At 66.8% G+C, this 17,660-nt stretch carries 18 protein-coding genes and 2 pseudogenes; 11 read left to right on the top strand and 9 right to left on the bottom strand.

Annotation, left to right across the window (positions count from 1 at the left end; all coding sequences use genetic code 11):
- Positions 1-16 precede the first annotated feature (16 nt).
- From RVF83_RS04520 to RVF83_RS04505, 4 genes are all read left to right on the top strand, one after another.
- Complete coding sequence (locus RVF83_RS04520; RefSeq protein WP_174351878.1) at positions 17-664, top strand: TetR/AcrR family transcriptional regulator; 648 nt, start codon at positions 17-19, stop codon at positions 662-664.
- Between the two features lie 124 nt (positions 665-788).
- Complete coding sequence (locus RVF83_RS04515; protein ID WP_005196539.1) at positions 789-2,003, top strand: acyl-CoA dehydrogenase family protein; 1,215 nt, start codon at positions 789-791, stop codon at positions 2,001-2,003.
- A complete protein-coding gene (locus tag RVF83_RS04510) occupies positions 2,000-3,016 on the top strand; it encodes a phosphotransferase family protein (protein WP_005196537.1) in 1,017 nt (338 codons plus the stop codon). The genes RVF83_RS04515 and RVF83_RS04510 overlap by 4 nt, the downstream gene beginning before the upstream one ends.
- 41 nt (positions 3,017-3,057) lie before the next feature.
- Positions 3,058-3,804 carry an SDR family NAD(P)-dependent oxidoreductase gene (locus tag RVF83_RS04505; protein WP_168432662.1) on the top strand — a complete coding sequence of 249 codons (747 nt, stop codon included), beginning with the start codon at positions 3,058-3,060 and terminating at the stop codon, positions 3,802-3,804.
- Positions 3,805-3,921: 117 nt separating this feature from the next.
- Here RVF83_RS04505 and RVF83_RS04500 read toward each other — a convergent pair whose 3' ends face one another.
- A complete protein-coding gene (locus tag RVF83_RS04500; RefSeq protein WP_005196374.1) occupies positions 3,922-4,629 on the bottom strand; it encodes a histidine phosphatase family protein in 708 nt (235 codons plus the stop codon).
- A 134-nt stretch (positions 4,630-4,763) separates the two neighbouring features.
- Here RVF83_RS04500 and RVF83_RS04495 point away from each other — a divergent pair, with 134 nt between their 5' ends.
- Entirely contained in the window at positions 4,764-5,180 is a 417-nt protein-coding gene (locus tag RVF83_RS04495; RefSeq protein WP_005196375.1) for a VOC family protein, read from the top strand.
- Positions 5,181-5,193: 13 nt separating this feature from the next.
- Here RVF83_RS04495 and RVF83_RS04490 read toward each other — a convergent pair whose 3' ends face one another.
- A complete protein-coding gene (locus RVF83_RS04490) occupies positions 5,194-6,255 on the bottom strand; it encodes a sigma-70 family RNA polymerase sigma factor (protein WP_039880143.1) in 1,062 nt (353 codons plus the stop codon).
- 670 nt (positions 6,256-6,925) lie between these two features.
- Between RVF83_RS04490 and RVF83_RS04485 the strand changes: the two genes are divergently transcribed.
- Complete coding sequence (locus tag RVF83_RS04485; protein ID WP_005196377.1) at positions 6,926-8,089, top strand: ROK family transcriptional regulator; 1,164 nt, start codon at positions 6,926-6,928, stop codon at positions 8,087-8,089.
- Between the two features lie 35 nt (positions 8,090-8,124).
- On the opposite strand, the gene RVF83_RS04480 is transcribed toward RVF83_RS04485, so the two are convergent.
- Positions 8,125-8,970 carry an ABC transporter permease gene (locus tag RVF83_RS04480; RefSeq protein WP_005196378.1) on the bottom strand — a complete coding sequence of 282 codons (846 nt, stop codon included), beginning with the start codon at positions 8,968-8,970 and terminating at the stop codon, positions 8,125-8,127.
- The gene (locus tag RVF83_RS04475; RefSeq protein ID WP_005196380.1) at positions 8,970-9,986 is read right to left on the bottom strand and encodes an ATP-binding cassette domain-containing protein; all 1,017 of its coding nucleotides are present in this window, start codon (positions 9,984-9,986) and stop codon (positions 8,970-8,972) included. Before RVF83_RS04475 ends, RVF83_RS04480 begins: the two co-directional genes overlap by 1 nt.
- Before the next feature lie 283 nt (positions 9,987-10,269).
- On the opposite strand from RVF83_RS04475, the gene RVF83_RS04470 reads away from it, so the two are divergent.
- The 4 genes and pseudogenes from RVF83_RS04470 to RVF83_RS04455 all read left to right on the top strand — a co-directional run bounded on the left by RVF83_RS04470 (position 10,270) and on the right by RVF83_RS04455 (position 13,324).
- Entirely contained in the window at positions 10,270-10,671 is a 402-nt protein-coding gene (locus RVF83_RS04470) for a TOBE domain-containing protein (RefSeq protein WP_005196381.1), read from the top strand.
- Positions 10,668-11,414 (top strand): molybdate ABC transporter substrate-binding protein, encoded by a 747-nt coding sequence (gene modA / locus RVF83_RS04465; protein WP_039880144.1) that lies wholly within the window; start codon positions 10,668-10,670, stop codon positions 11,412-11,414. The genes RVF83_RS04470 and modA overlap by 4 nt, the downstream gene beginning before the upstream one ends.
- Positions 11,411-12,232 carry an ABC transporter permease gene (locus RVF83_RS04460; RefSeq protein ID WP_005196390.1) on the top strand — a complete coding sequence of 274 codons (822 nt, stop codon included), beginning with the start codon at positions 11,411-11,413 and terminating at the stop codon, positions 12,230-12,232. The genes modA and RVF83_RS04460 overlap by 4 nt, the downstream gene beginning before the upstream one ends.
- A pseudogene (locus RVF83_RS04455) lies at positions 12,229-13,324 on the top strand (sulfate/molybdate ABC transporter ATP-binding protein). The gene RVF83_RS04460 and the pseudogene RVF83_RS04455 overlap by 4 nt, the downstream one beginning before the upstream one ends.
- 73 nt (positions 13,325-13,397) lie before the next feature.
- Here RVF83_RS04455 and RVF83_RS04450 read toward each other — a convergent pair.
- From RVF83_RS04450 to RVF83_RS04430, 5 genes are all read right to left on the bottom strand, one after another.
- Positions 13,398-13,601 carry a hypothetical protein gene (locus tag RVF83_RS04450; RefSeq protein ID WP_005196394.1) on the bottom strand — a complete coding sequence of 68 codons (204 nt, stop codon included), beginning with the start codon at positions 13,599-13,601 and terminating at the stop codon, positions 13,398-13,400.
- Positions 13,601-13,735: a hypothetical protein gene (locus RVF83_RS04445; RefSeq protein ID WP_255220647.1), complete on the bottom strand. Its 135-nt coding sequence runs from the start codon at positions 13,733-13,735 to the stop codon at positions 13,601-13,603. Before RVF83_RS04445 ends, RVF83_RS04450 begins: the two co-directional genes overlap by 1 nt.
- 22 nt (positions 13,736-13,757) lie before the next feature.
- Positions 13,758-13,985 (bottom strand): hypothetical protein, encoded by a 228-nt coding sequence (locus tag RVF83_RS04440; protein WP_005196395.1) that lies wholly within the window; start codon positions 13,983-13,985, stop codon positions 13,758-13,760.
- A gap of 140 nt (positions 13,986-14,125) precedes the next feature.
- Positions 14,126-15,064, bottom strand: coding sequence for an adenylate/guanylate cyclase domain-containing protein (locus RVF83_RS04435; protein WP_039880147.1), 939 nt, complete (start codon positions 15,062-15,064; stop codon positions 14,126-14,128).
- 55 nt (positions 15,065-15,119) lie between these two features.
- Positions 15,120-16,340 carry a TetR/AcrR family transcriptional regulator gene (locus tag RVF83_RS04430; protein ID WP_005196397.1) on the bottom strand — a complete coding sequence of 407 codons (1,221 nt, stop codon included), beginning with the start codon at positions 16,338-16,340 and terminating at the stop codon, positions 15,120-15,122.
- 78 nt (positions 16,341-16,418) lie between these two features.
- Here RVF83_RS04430 and RVF83_RS04425 point away from each other — a divergent pair.
- Positions 16,419-17,631: pseudogene (locus RVF83_RS04425) on the top strand (acetyl-CoA C-acetyltransferase).
- Positions 17,632-17,660: the final 29 nt, after the last annotated feature.

The following is a 17,660-nucleotide window of genomic DNA, read 5'->3' as shown; positions in this document are numbered from 1 at the left end:
AGATATGGTCGATCCCATGAGCAGCGGAACCGGTGAAACCGACGTACGACCGGCGAAGCAACCTCTCGGCGCCTGGCGTGACTACGGCGAGCCCGGGCTGCCGATCCCGTTGGCCGCAGCCCTCGAAGCGTTCGCCGAGCAGGGTTACCACGGCACGTCGGTGCGTGAGATCGCCGCGCGGGCGAACCTCTCGGTACCGGGGCTGTACCACCATTACCCGTCGAAGCAGTCGCTGCTGCAGGGCCTGCTCGAACGCACGATGACCGACCTGCTGGCCCGCTCGGAGGCGGCGATCCTCGAAGCCGGCCCGGAACCGGTGAAGCAGTTCGATGCGGTCGTCGAGTCGCTGCTGCGGTTCCACATGTACCGGCGCGAGCAGGCCTTCGTCGGTTCCACCGAGATCCGGAGCCTCGACGACGACTACCGGCCGAGGTACATCGGCCACCGCGACCGTCAGCAGCGGATGGTCGACGAGATCGTCTTCGCCGGTGTGGAGGCGGGCGACTTCACCACCGAGTATCCGAAGGATGCGGCCCGGGCGGTGGCGACGATGTGTGTCGGGGTCTCGACCTGGTTCAAGCTGGACGGTCTGCTGGGGCCGGACGAACTGATCTCACGAAACCTCCAGCTCGCCCGCGCCCTGGTCGGTTACCGCACCAACTGAGGGCACGGATTTCATCCGGTCCGCCTTGACCGGGACCGCATCGCCTGGCAAGGTATGGACGGCCGAACGATCGCTCGGTCGGCGTCGGGGTGAGTTTCCCGTCGGTCCAGCCAAAGGAGTCACGATGCCCATAGACCTGCGCCACGATCCTGCCGTGGTCGAGCTGGTCGAGAAGACCGAACGCTTCGTCCGCGACTACGTGCTGCCGCTCGAGGACGCGCACGGTGGCGACATCACCGCGGCCGGTGGCGACGATCTTCGTCGCGAAATGAACGCAAAGGCCAAGGCCGAGGGCATCTTCGCACCGCACGCGCCGGTCGAGTTCGGCGGTCTGGGACTGGACATGGCCGACCGCGCACCGGTTTTCGAGGCTGCCGGCTACTCCACCTTCGGTCCCGTCGCGCTGCACATCGGTGCGCCCGACGAGGGCAACATCCACATGCTCGAGCGCATCGCCAGCGAGGAGCAGCGACACAAGTACCTCGCTCCGCTCGCCACGGGTGAGGTCCGTTCGGCCTTCGCGATGACCGAACCGGCACCGGGTGCGGGTTCAGACCCCAATGCGCTGCGCACGCAGGCGGTCCGCGTCGACGGCGGCTGGAAGATCAACGGCCAGAAGCACTTCATCACCGGTGCCGAGGGCGCGGGCTTCTTCATCATCATGGCCCGCACCGCGGGGTCGCCGGGCGATCGCGGCGGCGCCACGATGTTTCTGGCTCCGGCCGGCACCGCGGGCATCACCGTGGGCCGCCACATCAACACCATCGACAAGGCGATGATCGGCGGACACTGCGAGGTCACCTTCGACGACGTCTTCGTCCCCGACGAGGACATCCTGGGCGAGGTCGACGAGGGCTACCGCTACGCTCAGGTCCGCCTCGGTCCAGCCCGCATGACCCACGTCATGCGCTGGCTCGGCGCAGCGAAACGCTGCCATGACGTCGCCGTCGACTACGTCTCGCGCCGTGAGGGATTCGGTGGTCGCCTCGGCGACCTCGGCATGATCCAGCAGATGATCGCCGACAACGAGATCGACCTGGCGGCCGCGCGTGCATTGCTGCTCAAGGCATGTCACGAACTGGACCTGGGCAACCACGCCTCCGACGAGACCTCGATCGCCAAGACCTTTGCCGGTGAGGCGTATTCGCGGGTCGCCGACCGCAGCATCCAGATGTGCGGCGGTCTCGGTGTCTCCGCCGATCTGCCGATCGCACGCCTGGCGCAGGAGCTCCGCCCGTTCCGTGTCTACGACGGACCTTCCGAGGTCCACCGCTGGGCCATCGCTCGCCGCGCCATCGGCCGCGCGAAGAAGGCACAGGCCGCGACGGGTGCGAAATGACCGGGGCCGGATCAGCCCTCGAGGCGGACAAGCTCCGTCGGCTCCTCATGGACAACGGTGTCGAACTCGCCGGTGACCTCTCCATCGAACTCATCAGCGGTGGCAAGTCGAACCTCACCTACACCGTGACCGACGGCGTGACCTCGTGGGTGGCGCGTCGCCCACCGACCGGCGGTCTCACCCCGTCCGCGCATGACATGGGTCGCGAGTGGGCCGTCACCAGTGCGCTGCAGTCGACCTCGGTGCCGGTCGCCAAGACGGTCGCCTTCGACGCCGACGGATCGATCATCGGGGCACCCTGCACCGTCGTCGAATTCGTCGACGGTCGGGTGGTGCGCACGGCCGAGGATCTCGCCGCGTACTCCGACGACGAGGTGGCCGCAAACCTCGACGGCCTCGTCCGGACCCTTGCCGACCTGCACGCCGTCGATTACCAGGCGGTCGGCCTCGGCGAGTTCGGCCGTCCCGCCGGATTCGCTGCGCGACAGGTGAAGTTGTGGGCCCGTCAGTGGGGTCACGTGAAGACCCGCGACCTGCCCGACGTCGACCGGCTCGTCGAGGCGCTGTCCGAGCGGGTTCCGGAACAGGCCCGGGAATCGGTGGTGCACGGAGACTTCCGTGTCGACAACACCATCGTCGACGCGAACGACCCGGCGACGATCGCCGCCGTCGTGGACTGGGAGATGTCCACCCTCGGTGACCCGATCACCGACGTCGCGCTGATGTGCGTCTATCGCTCCGGTGTCTTCGATCAGGTACTCGGCTTCTCCGCGGCGTGGACCAGCGACCGCTACGCCTCCGTCGACGAGATCGCGCAGAAGTACGCCACCGCAACCGGTTCCGACCTCGGAGACTGGGACTTCTACCTCGGCCTGGCCAACCTGAAGCTCGGGGTGATCGCCGAGGGCATCACCTACCGTGCGCTCTCGGGTGCGTCGTCGGGTGACGGGGCCGAGCGCGCGGGTGAGGCCACTGCGGCCTTCATCGCCGCCGGCCTGCGTCACCTCAGCTGACCCGACACATCCGACAGAGAAGAAACACGGGGGGCAAGTGCATGAGTGAAGTGTCGAACACCAGGGTCGCGCTGGTCACCGGCGCGTCCCGGGGTATCGGGGCGGCGATCGCCGAGAAGTTCGCGGCCGACGGCTGGGACCTGACGATCAGTGCCCGGGGCCGGGAGGCATTGGAAAAGAAGGCGGTCGAGCTCCGTGAGCGCGGCGCGGGCCGGGTGGAGGTCGTCCCGGCCGACATGACCGACGCCGACGCGATCACCGCACTCGGGACCGCCCACGCCGACGCCTTCGGGCGCTGCGATGCGTTGATCATCAACGCGGGCATGGGGTCCAAGGGTGCGGTGGCTGAGATGCCGGTCAAGCGATTCGACCGGCTCTACGAGGTCAACGTGCGGGCGCCGTACATCCTGCTGCAGTCGGTGCTGCCGACGCTGCGGGCAACCGCGGAAACCAACGGAGCGGCGAAAGTGATTGCGGTGGTGTCGATCACCGGTGTCTACCCGGAGCCAGAACTCGCCGCCTACGGTGCGACCAAGGCGGCGCTCATCTCCCTGTGCGAGACGTTCAACCTCGAGGAGTCGGAGAACGGCGTCAGCGCGACGACAATCGCGCCGGGTTACGTCAACACCGACATGACAGATTGGCTCAAGGACAAGCTCGCTGCCGAAGAGATGATCACCGCCGCCGACGTCGCCGTCGTCGCACATTCGGTCACACAGCTGTCGCGGTACGCGGTGCTCCCGAACGTTGTGCTCACCCGCCCGGGCACCAATCTGCATCGGGCGTAGCGGGGCCGCCTCGGTACGCTCCTCTGTCGCTACTCGGCCGGTGGTAACCCGCTGGCCGAGCAGGTCCGAGGGGTTGCCCGAGGGTCGTATCGGAGACCCGCTGCGCCGCCGGTCTTCTCAGCGGAAGGTCGAGATTCCGCCCTCGCGGTCGGAGAGGTGACCGTGTTCGTTGAACGACACGACGGTCACACCCTGCCGGCCCACGATCAGCTTGGTGATAGAGGCGTTGACCATCGAGCGCGCCATCTTCGGCCACTGGTCGTCCGAGATGCCCCAGAGTTGGGCGATCCACTGCGTGATGGTGCCCGCGGAGGAGACCACCAGAACCGTCTGACCTGATCCGGCCATCTCTGTCGCTCGTGCCGCGGCGTCGCGCACACGTGCCTGGAACTGCGGGTAGCTCTCGGTGGGCCCACCGTCGGGCCCAGGCTCGGGGTCGTGTTCACCTACGGCGATCCACGCGGCGAGCCCCTTGTCCAATTGTTGCTGGTAGTTGCGCCCGTCGCGGTACATTTCCGGCGACGCGTGTCCCACGAGTGCGGGGAGCGAGTACTCGTTCCAGCCGGGATCCACCTGCGTGTCCGGGCGCGCTTCGAACGCGCCGAGGACGCCGTTGAGCGTCTGGCTCTGCCGGGGCAGGTCGCCACTCACTGCGGCGGTGAATCCGCCGATCTGACCGGAGAGGAATGCACCCGACACCGCGGCCTGGGTGTCACCGGTCGCGGTGAGTCCGCCGGGCCCGTTCCGGAGGTCGTCCGTGGCATCGGATACGCCGTACGCCAACGCATTAGCCTGACCGTGCCGCACAAGATAGATGACGCCCATGAGTGCACACTATTAGACGCCGATGAGTTCCCTTGCGCGGGCTGGTCTGTATCGGGTGAGGCCCTCTCCCGGCCGGCGATTCGGAGGCGTCCGGACAGGTGGGGCAGAGACCCGATCTCGACTGGAGGCCGCCCGTGGCATCGATGCTCTTCGTCAATCTGCCGGTCGCCGACGTCGCGCGGTCACGACGGTTCTTCGGCGCGCTGGGTTTTCGATTCGACGAGATGTTCTGCGACCCGGCCACCGTGTGTATGCCGATCAACGACGCCGCGATGGTGATTCTGATGCAGCGCCGACGCTTCGAGGTGTTCGCGGCCGGGAGCATCGCCGAGCCCGCACAGGGGCGTGAGGCACTCGTCTCGTTCTCCGCCGACAGCCGGGAGCACGCCGACCACCTCGTGAGCGCTGCATTGTCAGCCGGTGGCACACCGCTGCGTGAACCCGAGGACCTCGGGTTCATGTATTGCTGCAGTTTCTGCGATCCGGACGATCACGCCTGGGAGGTGGTCTGGATGGACGCCTCCCAACTGCCACAGAACTCCGAGGGCTGACGGGTCGCCGATCTCAGTGCCAGGGGCCGGGCGCGGTCCGTGTGGGTGCGTCGTACGGGGTGGCGGGGAGCCCGAACCTGGCGAAGTCCTCCTCCATGGTGTCGCTGAAGAAGGCCACCACGTGCCCGACCTTCCTCGTCACCGGATCGATGTCGAGGACCTGGAGCTGGAACGGCCGATGAACCCCGTCTGGTTCGCGCATGTACAGCCCGAACGCCGGTTGCCCGTTGGCGACCGTGGGCAGCAGGATCTGGTCGCCGGCCTTCTCTGCCGGGCAGTTCTTGCGGATGAGGGTCCCGATGGCCTCCGGGCCCTGGTACCAACCGGTGAACGGCGGCATCTCCCAGATCGCCTTGTCGGTGAACATCGCGGCGATCGCATCGACGTCGTAGCGCTCGAAGGCCGACACATACCGGGCGAGCAGTTCCCGCTTGGCGTCGTCGTCGAGGACCGACGGGTCCGAACTCGAAGACTCCGCCTGGGGCCGGGCGGTCTTGAGCTGCTCTCGGGCGCGCTGCAGAAGACTGTTGACGGTCGCGGTGGTGACGCCGATGGTGTCGGCGACCTCGGCGGCCCGCCACTGCAGGACGTCGCGCAGGATCAGCACCGCACGCTGCCGTTCCGGCAGGTGCTGCAAGGCGGCGATGAACGCCAGTCGCACCGATTCCCGTGCGCCCACGACGAAGGCCGGGTCGGCGTCGTCGCCGGGGGTGATCTCGTCGACGGTGCCGGCATACGGCTCCAGCCACGGCACCTCGTGGTTCTGGAGCAGGTCGTCGGTGGGGTCGAAGGCGTCGCCACCGAGCCCGGACGGAAGCGGGCGACGCTGTGAGCTCTGTAGTGCCGTGAGGCAGGTGTTGGTCGCGATCTTGTGCAGCCAGGTCCGCACCGAGGAGCGGTGGTCGAATTTGGCGTAGCCGCGCCACGCGCGCAGGAACGTCTCCTGGGCGAGGTCCTCCGCGTCGTGGTGGGAGCCCATCATCCGGTAGCAGTGGGCGATGATCTCGCGACGGAACGGTTCGGCGATCCCGAGGAAATCGGCGTCGTGGACGGACTCACCCGCGGTTGTGGTCATGGTCACAATTTACCGTTGGCCACCGACATACTCGACTCGGAAGACCCAAGCTCCCCGAACCTGGTCCGGACGGGACGCGGACCGGGTCGGTGCTGGGTGCGGATTTGGAATCACGGTGAGTGCAACCCGGCGAACGCCGGCGGGCGGGTGGAGTTCGCCGGTGAACGCGTGTGCCGTCCGGGTCTGAAAGCTCCATTACCTGGAGGAACGGGCTTGCCGCGTCGGGGTGGCCGTTGCTAGTTTGATCGGCATGACGAGTGTCGACCGCAACCTGTCGGAGGTCACCTATGTGACCACCGCTCTGGGCTGCCGTCTGCCGCTCGCTCGCGTTCTCTGTTGTTGTCGTCGAATGCGCTGAGCCGACGCCTCGTTCCGGGGTGTCGCTCCAAGTCTCTTTTCCCGAGCACTTCAGCCACCCTGCCCCGCCGTGTAGAGCGCGGGGATTTTCGACGAGGACATCATGACCGCAATTCTTCCTGAGATCTCCGGCCGTACCCTGCGCACCGCACCCACGCCGTTGACCCGCCGACCTGCATCGCGTCCGGTGCGCCGCGGACCGCAGGGCCATCACCAGCCAGTACCGTTGTCATCCGTACCTTCGTCGGTGCTGTCGCCCCGGGTCCCGGGATCGGCCGCGGACCGACGCGGCTTGAACAGGGGGGACCAGCGGGTGCACGTCTCGACGCCGCGCCTCGAGCTGTCGAACAAGCCGGCCGCGCTCGTCCTCCGGGCCGCGCGACTGGCCGGCCCGCTGTTCCGCGACGATGCCGCCGAGCGCACCGGTCTGAGTATTTCGACGGTCAACCGCCAGGTCAGTGCCCTGCTGAAGGCCGGTCTGATCCGCGAACGCGCCGACCTGGCCCCGTCTGGAGCCATCGGACGCCCGCGCCTGCCCTTCGAGGTCAACCTCGCCGAGTTCCTCACCCTCGGTATTCACATCGGCTACAAGGTCACCTCGATCACCACCCACGACCTGCTCCACCGCGTGGTCGGTGCGATCCAGATCCCGACCCCGGAGGCCGACACCCCCGAGGAAACCCTCGCCGCGATCGGTGTGAGCGCTCGCCGCTTCGCCGAGCGCTGGAACGGGAAGCGCGTGCTCTGGGTCGGCGTCGCACTCGGCGGCCGTGTCGCCGAGGGCGGCATCGTCGATCATCCCCGCCTCGGCTGGGAAGGCGCGCCCGTCGGACGGGTCATCGCCGAGGCGGTCGGACTGCCGGTGTCCGTCGCCTCGCACGTCGAGGCGATGGCAGCCGCCGAGTTGGTCCTGAACCCCGACGACGAGCAGTCGAGCTTCCTGTACTTCTACGCCCGCGAGATGCTGGGCATCGCTTTCAGTGTCGGCGGAACCGTGCACACCCCGACCGCGGGACCTCCGGTCATCGGACACTTTCCGACCGGTGCCACCACACTGCTCGACCCGCACCGCACGGGTCGACTCGAGCCGGCGGTCAGCGACACCGGCATCGTCGAAGCCGCTCAGGCGCTGGAACTTTCGGTGACCGACGTCGAAGGTCTGCACGGCCTCGCCCGTACGGGCGATGCCACCGCGCGCGCCCTCTTCGAGGAGCGCGCCGAGGTGCTCGGCCGCACGGTCGGCCTCATCGCCGACATCTTCAACCCGGACCACATCATCCTCGGCGGTCAGGCGTTCACCGACTACCCGACCACCCTGCCCACGGTGGCCCGTGCGGTTCGTGAGACCTCGATCGTCGCCAAGCGTGATGTGCGAGTGTCACATTCGGGAGCCACGGTGCAGCAGCAGGCCGCGGGTGCGGTCTCCCTGGACGCGATCTACAGCGACCCGCTGCAGGCAATCACCCTGACTGCCTGAACGGGCCGCTGTAGTCCCCTCGATGTCCTGGCGGTTCAGTCGATGGTCCGCTTGTTGTAGGCGCGCAGGGCGAACGGTGCGAAGATCAGGGTCAGCGCGACCGCCCAGATGATGGTCGAGATCACCGGATGCTGGAGCGGCAGTGCCGAACCCGGACCGAACTCCGGACCGTTGCCCCACAGGACACGCAATGCCTGGACGAGTGATGACATCGGGTTCCATTCGGCGATCGTCCGCAGCCAGGTGGGCATCGGGTCGGTCGGGACGAAGGCGTTCGACAGGAACGTGATCGGGAACAGCGTCGAGAACATGAAGCCGTTCACCGCCTCCACGGTGCGCAGCCATGAGCCGATGAGAATGCCGAACCAGATCATCGCGAAACCGAACAGGAGTAGCAGGCCGTACGCGAGAACGGCTTCGACGAACGACCCGCGGATACGCCATCCGATCGCGAGACCGGTCAGCGACATCACCACGATTCCGATGGAACTGTGCATGACACTCGCGATGCTCCGGCCGATCAGCACTGACGACCGTCGGATGGGTAGCGACCGGAACCGGTCGATGATGCCCTTCTCGAGATCGGCAGTGATTCCCGACGCCACGATGAACGCCGTGAACACGATCGTCTGCCCCATGATGCCCGGCAGCAGGAACTCTTTGTAGGACGCGCTGTCGGTCTGGATCGACGCTCCGAACACATACGCGAACAAGACCACGAACATGATCGGCTGGATCGTGACATCGGAGAGCATCTCCGGCATGCGTCTGGTGTGGATCATGTTGCGCTTGACCATGATCCAGGACTGTTGCCACAGGGTGGTCGGATGGACGCGCGACGTGTTCGCGACCACCGCGTCTTTCTCGGCAGTGGTGGTCATCAGGCGGTCTCCTCGTCGGTGGTGTTGGTGGTGTCCTCGGCGCGGTGGCCGGTGAGGGACAGGAAGACGTCGTCGAGGCTCGGGCGTGCGAGGCCGAAATCGTCGACGGCGATCCCGCTTTCGTCGAACCAGGCGGCGACGCGGGGGAGGTCGCCGAGGCCGCCGGAGGCGGTGGTGAGTCGGCGTGCGGGGACGTCGACGAACACCTCGGCACCGTTCTTGCGCAGCAGCGCCTCGGCCGCCGGGAGATCTTCACCGCGGGAAACGGTCAGCACCAGGCTGGCCGAACCGGCCTGCTCCTTGAGCTGCAGCGGTGTGCCGTGGGCGATGATCTTGCCTTTGTCGATGACGACGATGTCGTCGGCGAGCTGGTCGGCCTCTTCGAGGTACTGGGTCGTCAGCAGGAGAGTGGTCCCGTCGGACACGAGGTCACGCAGGACATCCCACAGTTCCGAGCGGCTCCGCGGGTCGAGGCCGGTGGTCGGCTCGTCGAGGAACAACACGGGTGGCGATGCGAGCAGGCTGACCGCGAGGTCGAGTCGGCGGCGCATACCGCCGGAGTACGACTTGACCGGTTTGTTCCCCGCTTCGGTGAGGGAGAACTGCTCCAGGAGTTCGTCGGAGCGACGGGTCAGGGTCTTGCGGCCGATGCCGTAGAGGCCACCGATCATGCGCAGGTTCTCACGACCGGTGAGGATCTCGTCGACGGTGGCCGCCTGGCCGGTGAGGCCCATGTTCTGGCGGACCATGCCGGGTTGCTCGATCACGTCGTAGCCGGCGATGCGGGCGGTCCCACTCGTCGGCGGCGACAGGGTGGTCATCATCCGGACAGTGGTGGTCTTGCCGGCGCCGTTGGGGCCGAGTAGACCGAGCACGGACCCGCGCGGGACCGTGAAGCTGACACCGTCGACCGCGGTGAAATCGCCGAAGCGTTTGACCAGGTCGATGGCCTCGATGGCAACATCGGACGTCGCGACATCGCCGGGCGCGGCGGCGGGAACTGAGACTGAGTTCATAACTCTCCACGGTATCTATGGGGTGTGACAGGGGCGAACGATTTTCTGGTGTCTCCGGGTGTACATGGGTGACAACTCAGGGCACGTCAGGGGACTCCGGTGTTCCTCGAGATGACAGACCGCGGGCGCCCTCATAACTCATCGGTCCTGCGGCCCGAACTCCGACGATCGCTGTGACGTAGACGCTAGGACCTCAAGCCAGCTTGAAGTCAAGAAGACGCTGGCGTTCGCATCTGCGGAGTATAGACGCGATAAGGAACGCAGATGCGGATAGAGTGTCGTCGTGACCGCGATACGGATCAAGGATGCCGCTACTCTGCTCGGCGTCAGTGACGACACCATCCGTCGATGGGTCGCGTCCGGGGTGCTCGAACTGTCCGAGGACGGCCCGGTGGCGATGGTCGACGGTGCCCGTCTCGCGGAGCTGGCACGGGAGCGTGCGGTCGCCCCCGATGACGGGGCGCCCGTTTCGCGGTCGGCCCGTAACCGTTTCACCGGTCTCGTCACCGAAGTGCTGATGGACGGCGTCATGGCGCAGGTGACGCTGCAGTGCGGGCCGTTCGAGGTGACCTCGCTGATGAGTGCGCAGTCGGCGCGTGAGTTGGAGCTGGCGCCGGGATCGGTCGCCACCGCGATCGTGAAGTCGACGAATGTCATCGTCGAGACGACGCGGGGCGACCGATGAGGAGGTCGGCGGTCGCTCTGGTGGTAGCCGTGCTGCTCCTCGTTGCGGGCTGCTCGGCGGATACGGGTTCGGAGGATGGGTCGACTCTCGACGTCTCTGCGGCGGCGTCGCTGAAGAAGGCCTTCACCGCGATCGCGGAGGATTTCGAGAAGCAGCATCCCGGCGTCGATGTGCGCCTGTCCTTCGACGGTTCGTCGACCCTCGCCAACCAGATTCGGCAGGGGGCGCCCGCCGATGTCTTCGCAAGCGCAGACGAGAAGAGCATGGCGAAACTCGGCAGACTCGCCGTCGACCCGAAGATCTTCGCGACCAACACCCTGGTGATCGTCACCGCGCGCGGAAACCCCTTGGGTATCGGCTCTTTCGCGGATCTCGCGAAGCCCGGCGTGACTGCAGTGGTGTGTCAGTCCGCTCAACCGTGTGGAGCCGCGACCGACGTCGTGGAGAAGAACACGGGCATCACTGTCGACGCGGTGTCGCAGGAACAGTCGGTGAGCGCCGTGCTCACCAAGGTCACGACCGGGCAGGCCGACGCCGGGGTCGTGTATGTGACCGACGCCCGCGCAGCCGGTGACCAGGTGGCCATGGTGGCCGATCCGGCGTTCTCGGAGGTGGTCAACGCGTACCCGATCGCGACGGTCGACGGTGCCGATCACAGAGAGCTGGGTTCGCAGTTCGTGGATCTCGTTCTCGGCGAGACCGGTCAGCGCATCCTGCGCGACGCCGGTTTCGGGGCTCCATGACCATGCGTGCGGGACTCGCTCGTCGTGATCCGACGGGCTTACCGGTTTGGACGTACGGGCTGGCCGCGCTCGGTGTGCTGTTGATCGTCCTGCCGCCGTTGGCGTTGCTGTTCCGGTCGCCCTGGGGCACCTTCGTGGAGCAGGTGACGTCGCCGTCTTCGCTTGATGCGCTGCGGCTCTCGTTGGTCACCGCGATGATCAGCACGGTCTGCTGCCTGCTGATCGGTGTGCCGATGGCGGTGATCTTCGCGCGTCATGACGGGGTGGTCGTACGGGTGGTGCGATCGCTGGTTCTGCTGCCGCTCGTCCTGCCGCCGGTGGTCGGCGGCCTGGCCCTGCTGTACACGTTCGGTCGGCTCGGGATCGTGGGAGAACATCTGCACGACGCCGGGATCGACATCGCCTTCACGGTCACGGCGGTGGTGCTGGCACAGACCTTCGTCGCGCTCCCGTTCCTGGTGATCAGTGTCGAAGGTGCTGTGCGCGTGGTGGGTACGAGGTACGAGGAGGTGGCTGCGACACTCGGTGCGGGTCCGACCCGGACGTTGTGGCGGGTCACGCTGCCGCTGGTGGCGCCGTCGCTGCTCGCCGGTGTGGTGCTCGCTTTCGCACGCGCACTCGGCGAGTTCGGTGCGACGATCACCTTCGCCGGCAACGCGCCTGGCATCACGCAGACCGCACCGCTGGCCATCTATGTTTCGGCGATCGACGACCCGCAGGCCGCGATCCCCTTGTCGCTTGTCCTGGTGGTGATCTCATTGGTCGTCGTGGTGGGCGTGCACAGTCGGCGGCGCCGGGCCGGGGCGGGTGCGCTGTGAGTGGTGAGGACCTGGTGGTCTTCATCGACCAGGCGGTGCCGCCGTTGACCGTGGAGCATCGGTTTGCCGCCGGCCGGACCACCGCGGTAGTCGGCCCCAACGGTGCGGGAAAGTCGACGATGCTGCGGATGATCGCGGGGCTGCTGCGTGGGGACGGTGCTTCACGAATCGCTCTGGGGGGTGACGTGTTTCGCGATCGCCGGGTTTTCGTCCCGCCCCATCGACGCGGCGTCTCGCTGCTGTCGCAGGATGCGCGATTGTTTCCGCATCTGACGGTCGCCGAGAACGTGGCGTTCGCGCCGTCGGCGCAGCGGTTGTCGCGCGCCGAGGTTCGTGACCGGGTCGAGCGGTGGCTGGCCGCGACGGAGGTCGTCGAGTTGGCCGACCGTAAGCCCGACGAGTTGTCCGGCGGCCAGGCTCAACGCGTCGCGATCGCTCGGGCGCTAGCTGCCGAACCGCGGATTCTGTTGCTGGACGAGCCGTTCCGCGCGCTGGACGTCGACGTGGCAAGCTCGGCTGCGCGCGCTGCTCCGAGGTCTGCTCGTCGATCACGGCCGCACCACGATCATGGTCACTCATGATCCGGTGGACGCCCTGGGGCTTGCCGAGGAGATCGTCGTCCTGGACCAGGGGAGGATCGTCGAATCCGGTTCCACGCGTGAGGTGTTGACGAATCCGGGGTCGAGGTTCAGCGCGTCGCTGTCGGGGCTCAACCTGTTCGTGGGGCGTGTCGCTGGGGCGTCGGCAGTGGTTGATGCAACCGGTAACCAGGTCGTCGGGTTGGTGGGGGAGGACGTGCCGGCCGGTGGCCTTGTCGGAGGTGCGCCCGCTGCGGCGACTTTCTCCCCGCGCGCGGTCGCGGTGTATCTCGAAGAGCCACACGGCAGTCCGCGAACGACGCTGCGGGCTACCGTCCGCGACGTGGTGCCACGCGGTGACCACGCGCTGGTGAACACCGACGTCGGTGATCAGGTCGTGTCCGCCGAGGTCACCTGGGCGGCTGTTGCCGATCTGGGGTTGGTCGCCGGGCTCGAGGTCGTGCTCGTGGTCAAGGCGAGCGAGGTACGCATCAGTGCGGTCGCCGAGCGGTGACTGCCAGACTTCATTTCGATGTTGCGACTTCGATTGAAGTCGCAGCGCCAAAATGAGGTCTGAGAGTCGCAGGCTAGGAGAACAGTCTCTGGCCGACGACCAGTCCCGCGAAGAACGCGGCGATCGACGGCGTGGCGATGAGCCGGTACTTCAGCGGTTCCCAGACATGGGCAAGTACGTACGACGAGTCCCGCGGAGTGTAATTGGAGAGGTGCCGTGGCTTGTAGCGGCGTTTGCCGCGCACGATGTACGGACCGGTGTAGGGATCCTCCGCCATCACCGGACCGTCAGGTAGGCGACGAGTAACCCGCCGGCGAAGCTGAGGACCGGATAGGTGACGAGCATCGAGAACCGGCCGGTGAGGTACGTCGTCGGCCGGCGCCAGCGGCTGGTGGTCGTGTCTTCGGTCATCTCACTCTGCAATCCTCTCTCCTCAACCCCACATGCTGACGCCGGCGAAGACCCCGAGCACGAACCCGATGAACGACGGCGAGCATTCCAGCCAGAGCTTCACACGCTCCTCGATCTGGCCGACGAATTCCTGGCGCGCCCGGTCGCGACGCCCCGCCCGCTTCTCCTGCGGTGTGCGGGTGTCGACTCCGCGGTGCCGTCCGGTGTAGCGGCGCCTGCTTCGCCAGTCGTCCGATCGCCCTCGGTCCAAGCTGTCCTCTTTCCTCGTCGAGACAGCATAGTGTTCGCGGCGAGGGGGCCATGCGAAACGACGTCCACAGGCGACCGCCGAACCTCAACTCGACACACAGACCTCGATCGAAGTCTGCCGGTCGAGCCGAAGTCTGCCGGTCAGTCGTTGAGCGGGCCGTCGCGATGGCTTTCAAGCACGCGCGCCTTGAGGTGCTTGTATCCCCGGACTCGCAGGGAAGGCATCGATTTGAGGTAGAACCGGTCGTCGGCGCTGATCTCGTCGGCGATGGTGTCATCGATGAGAGTGGTGCCGGGCCGGGCCGAACTCGCCAGCCGGGAGGCGATGTTGACGGTTTCGCCGAAGACGTCGCCGAGACGTGTCAACACCGGACCGCGCGCGAGTCCGACGCGGAGCGGCGGCAGATGGTCGTTCTCGGACAGTTCGTGGATTCGGATCGCTGCCGCCGCCGCGGCATGAGCATCCTCGAACGTGAACATCACCGCGTCGCCGAGAGTCTTGACCACGCGACCGCCATGATCGACGACGACGTCGAAGGTGTCGTCCTCGAAAGACCCGAGAAGAGCTTCGAGGTCGGCCAGATCGATACGGCGCGAGAGGCTCGTGTACCCGACGATGTCGGCGAATCCGACGATCAGATCGAACTGTTCATCCGCGGAGTGATCAGCGTGGCGTTCCAACGCCAGTGCCATGTGGCGTCGCCAGATGAGCTGCTGGACCTGGCCCAGCGCGGCACTCATCTGGTCGAGGGACCAGGGGATGTCGGGGTCGTCGGCGATCTCGCGAAGTTGGTCGGCCTGCCAGTCGGCCAGACGCGACATGGTCTGGCCGATCGCTCGTGCCATCGCGATCTGAGTCGACTCCGGCATCGCCGCCGACGACGCGGCGAACATGCGGAGCGCGGCGACGTCACTCTCGGAGGCGACCTTGTCGCTGGTCGAGCGTCGCACGAAACCGAAAGCGTTCCACGCTTTCTCCGCGAAATCCGATTCGATGCCGAGCTCGGCGATCAGTTCGTTGCGCGTGTAGCGGGGTTCGTTGGCATCGTCGGCGGTGAGAGAGGGGGCGTCTTCCGGCATGCAGAAAGTGTCTCGCACTGCCGGGCCGTTGGGGAGCGCAACGGCGCCAGGGCAGTCAGATCGCCAGCACGCCCTTCATCAGATAGGCCATCCGAGCGGCGAACTGCGGGCTCTGCGCTCCTCGGCGCATCCGCACGGCGTCGTTGACGACCGACAGCGCCGCGTGTACGGCAACCGCGCCCTGGTCGCGCTTGAGCGAAGGATCCACCTCGACGAGCAGATCGATCCAGCGGGCGACGTAGCGCCGCTGGATGTCGAGGAGGTCGGTGGCGCCGGGTTGCCCGGCGAGCACGGACGAGTTGTTGAAGCTGACCGAGAGGTCGGGCGTGCTGGTGATGACGTCGACATAAGAGTCGACGAGTGCCGCCAGGAGCTTCGCCGGGTCGTCGGTTGCGCCGTACGCCGCCATCACTCCGGCGTCGAGGCGCGCGCCGCTGCGATAACCGATGGCTACCAGGATCGCCATCTTCGACGGAAAGTGTTTGTACACACTGGGTCCGGCGATTCCGACGGCCCGTCCGATCTCGTCGACGCCGACATCGGAGTAGCCGCGGTCGGCGAACAGGGCGGCCGCGGCGTCGAGGATCTCGTCGCGACGCGACCGTGTGACACCGGTTATGACCGGTGCGGTGTCGAGGGTCGGTGCGGTCGCCGGACTCAGGGTCAGCAGGCGGCGGACCAGCTTTTCGATCTCCTCCTGGGCGCGGGCGCTCGACATTCGCGTGTGATGGACGGTCAAACTGCCGCTGACACTCAGTATCGCCCACGCCAACTGGACCGCCTCGCGCTCGGTCAGGTCGTCGCGGTCGGTCAGGATCGCCGCCGCCCACTGCCCGATCACCTCACGGGTGCGGAGCGCGACCTGCTTGTTCTGCTCGACGGTCAGGTAGTTGCTCGTCCAGCGCCAGAGCGACGCCGTCTGCGGGCGCTGGACCGCGAGCGCGCACACCGTCGAGATCAGCGTCGCGGCGTCGTTTCCGTCGCGGAGTGCTCGAGCGGTACACGCTTCGAGGTCGTCGACGCCGGCGAGGACGGCCTGCTCGAGAAGTGACTGTTTGTCGTCGAAATGCCTGTATACCGAGGGTGCGGTGACCCCGGCGGCGCGGGCGATGTCGGCTACCGACACCTGTGAGTAACCGCGCTGGACGAAGAGCGTCGCCGCAGAGTCGACGAGCTGTCGCTTGCGGTCGGCGCCCTTGGTCCGGGTCGTTTTTCGGTCAGGCATGGTGAACAGACCATAGCGCACATTCACAGCAAATCTAGACCCGTTGACCATGGGGTATAGCCAAATAAGTGATTCCGCGTTAGCCTCGGGGAGTAACCAACTGGTGGTTCGTGTGAAAGGAACACTTTCGTGCCTGATCAAGCATTCATCTACGAGGCGATCCGCACGCCTCGTGGCAAGCAGCGCGGCGGTGCGCTGCACAGCGTCAAGCCGGTCGACCTGGTCTCGGGTCTGATCGACGAGGTTCTGGCCCGCCACGGCGGCCTCGATCCCGCCGACGTCAACGACGTCATCCTCGGTGTCGTCTCGCCGGTCGGCGAGCAGGGCGCGGTCATCGCACGTACCGCCGCCCTCAACAGCGGCCTCCCGGAGACCGTCCCGGGCACCCCAGATCAACCGCTTCTGCGCCTCGGGCCTGGAAGCCACCAACCTCGCGGCCGCCAAGGTCGCCTCCGGTTTCGACGACCTGGTTCTCGCCGGTGGTGTCGAGTCGATGTCGCGCGTCCCGATGGGCAGCGACGGCGGTGCACTCTTCACCGACCCCGCCACCGCGTACGACCACTACATCGTGCCGCAGGGCATCGGCGCCGACCTGATCGCCACCATCGAGGGCTTCTCGCGCGAGGACGTCGACGCCTACGCCGCCGAGTCGCAGGCTCGTGCCGAGAAGGCTTGGACCAGCGGCTACTTCACCAAGTCCGTGGTGCCGGTCAAGGACTTCAACGGCGTCACCATCCTCGACCACGACGAGCACCGTCGTCCGGGTTCGACGGTCGAGAGCCTCGGCAAGCTGAAGGCCGCCTTCGCCGCCCTCGCCGACATGGCCGGCTTCGACGACGTCGCGCTGCAGAAGTACCCGAGCGTCGAGAAGATCAACCACGTCCACACCGGTGGCAACAGCTCCGGCATCGTCGACGGTTCGGGCCTCGTGCTCGTCGGTAGCGAGGAGGCCGGCAAGCGCAACGGCCTGACCCCGCGCGCCCGCGTCGTCTCGTTCGCCGAGGTCGGTTCCGAGCCCACCATCATGCTGACCGGTCCGACCCCGGCCACCGAGTTGGCGCTGAAGAAGGCCGGCCTGACCGTCGACGACATCGACGTCTTCGAGCTGAACGAGGCCTTTGCCTCGGTCGTCATGAAGTGGATGAAGGATCTGAAGATCCCGCACGAGAAGGTCAACGTGAACGGTGGCGCGATCGCCATGGGTCACCCGCTCGGTGCGACCGGCGCGATGATCTACGGCACCTGCCTCGACGAGCTCGAGCGCACCGGCGGCCGCTACGGCCTGATCACCCTCTGCATCGGTGGCGGCATGGGCGTCGCGACCATCATCGAGCGTCTCTGACGACCCGCTCCCACTTCACGAGAAAGAAC

This window comes from Gordonia rubripertincta (assembly GCF_038024875.1).
GTDB classification, from domain to species: domain Bacteria; phylum Actinomycetota; class Actinomycetes; order Mycobacteriales; family Mycobacteriaceae; genus Gordonia; species Gordonia rubripertincta.
Note: the sequence above shows the minus strand (reverse complement) of the source record. Positions and strands in the feature narration are given on the sequence as shown.

Bases quoted from the DNA above. Each gene is read 5' to 3' on its own strand.
- RVF83_RS04475 (WP_005196380.1), bottom strand. From the start codon at position 9,986: ATGAACTCAGTCTCAGTTCCCGCCGCCGCGCCCGGCGATGTCGCGACG.
- modA (WP_039880144.1), top strand. From the start codon at position 10,668: ATGAGGAGGTCGGCGGTCGCTCTGGTGGTAGCCGTGCTGCTCCTCGTT.
- RVF83_RS04515 (WP_005196539.1), top strand. From the start codon at position 789: ATGCCCATAGACCTGCGCCACGATCCTGCCGTGGTCGAGCTGGTCGAG.
- RVF83_RS04450 (WP_005196394.1), bottom strand. From the start codon at position 13,601: ATGGCGGAGGATCCCTACACCGGTCCGTACATCGTGCGCGGCAAACGC.
- RVF83_RS04520 (WP_174351878.1), top strand. From the start codon at position 17: ATGAGCAGCGGAACCGGTGAAACCGACGTACGACCGGCGAAGCAACCT.
- RVF83_RS04445 (WP_255220647.1), bottom strand. From the start codon at position 13,735: ATGACCGAAGACACGACCACCAGCCGCTGGCGCCGGCCGACGACGTAC.
- RVF83_RS04435 (WP_039880147.1), bottom strand. From the start codon at position 15,064: ATGCCGGAAGACGCCCCCTCTCTCACCGCCGACGATGCCAACGAACCC.
- RVF83_RS04505 (WP_168432662.1), top strand. From the start codon at position 3,058: ATGAGTGAAGTGTCGAACACCAGGGTCGCGCTGGTCACCGGCGCGTCC.
- RVF83_RS04490 (WP_039880143.1), bottom strand. From the start codon at position 6,255: ATGACCACAACCGCGGGTGAGTCCGTCCACGACGCCGATTTCCTCGGG.
- RVF83_RS04480 (WP_005196378.1), bottom strand. From the start codon at position 8,970: ATGACCACCACTGCCGAGAAAGACGCGGTGGTCGCGAACACGTCGCGC.
- RVF83_RS04510 (WP_005196537.1), top strand. From the start codon at position 2,000: ATGACCGGGGCCGGATCAGCCCTCGAGGCGGACAAGCTCCGTCGGCTC.
- RVF83_RS04460 (WP_005196390.1), top strand. From the start codon at position 11,411: ATGACCATGCGTGCGGGACTCGCTCGTCGTGATCCGACGGGCTTACCG.
- RVF83_RS04430 (WP_005196397.1), bottom strand. From the start codon at position 16,340: ATGGTCAACGGGTCTAGATTTGCTGTGAATGTGCGCTATGGTCTGTTC.
- RVF83_RS04500 (WP_005196374.1), bottom strand. From the start codon at position 4,629: ATGGGCGTCATCTATCTTGTGCGGCACGGTCAGGCTAATGCGTTGGCG.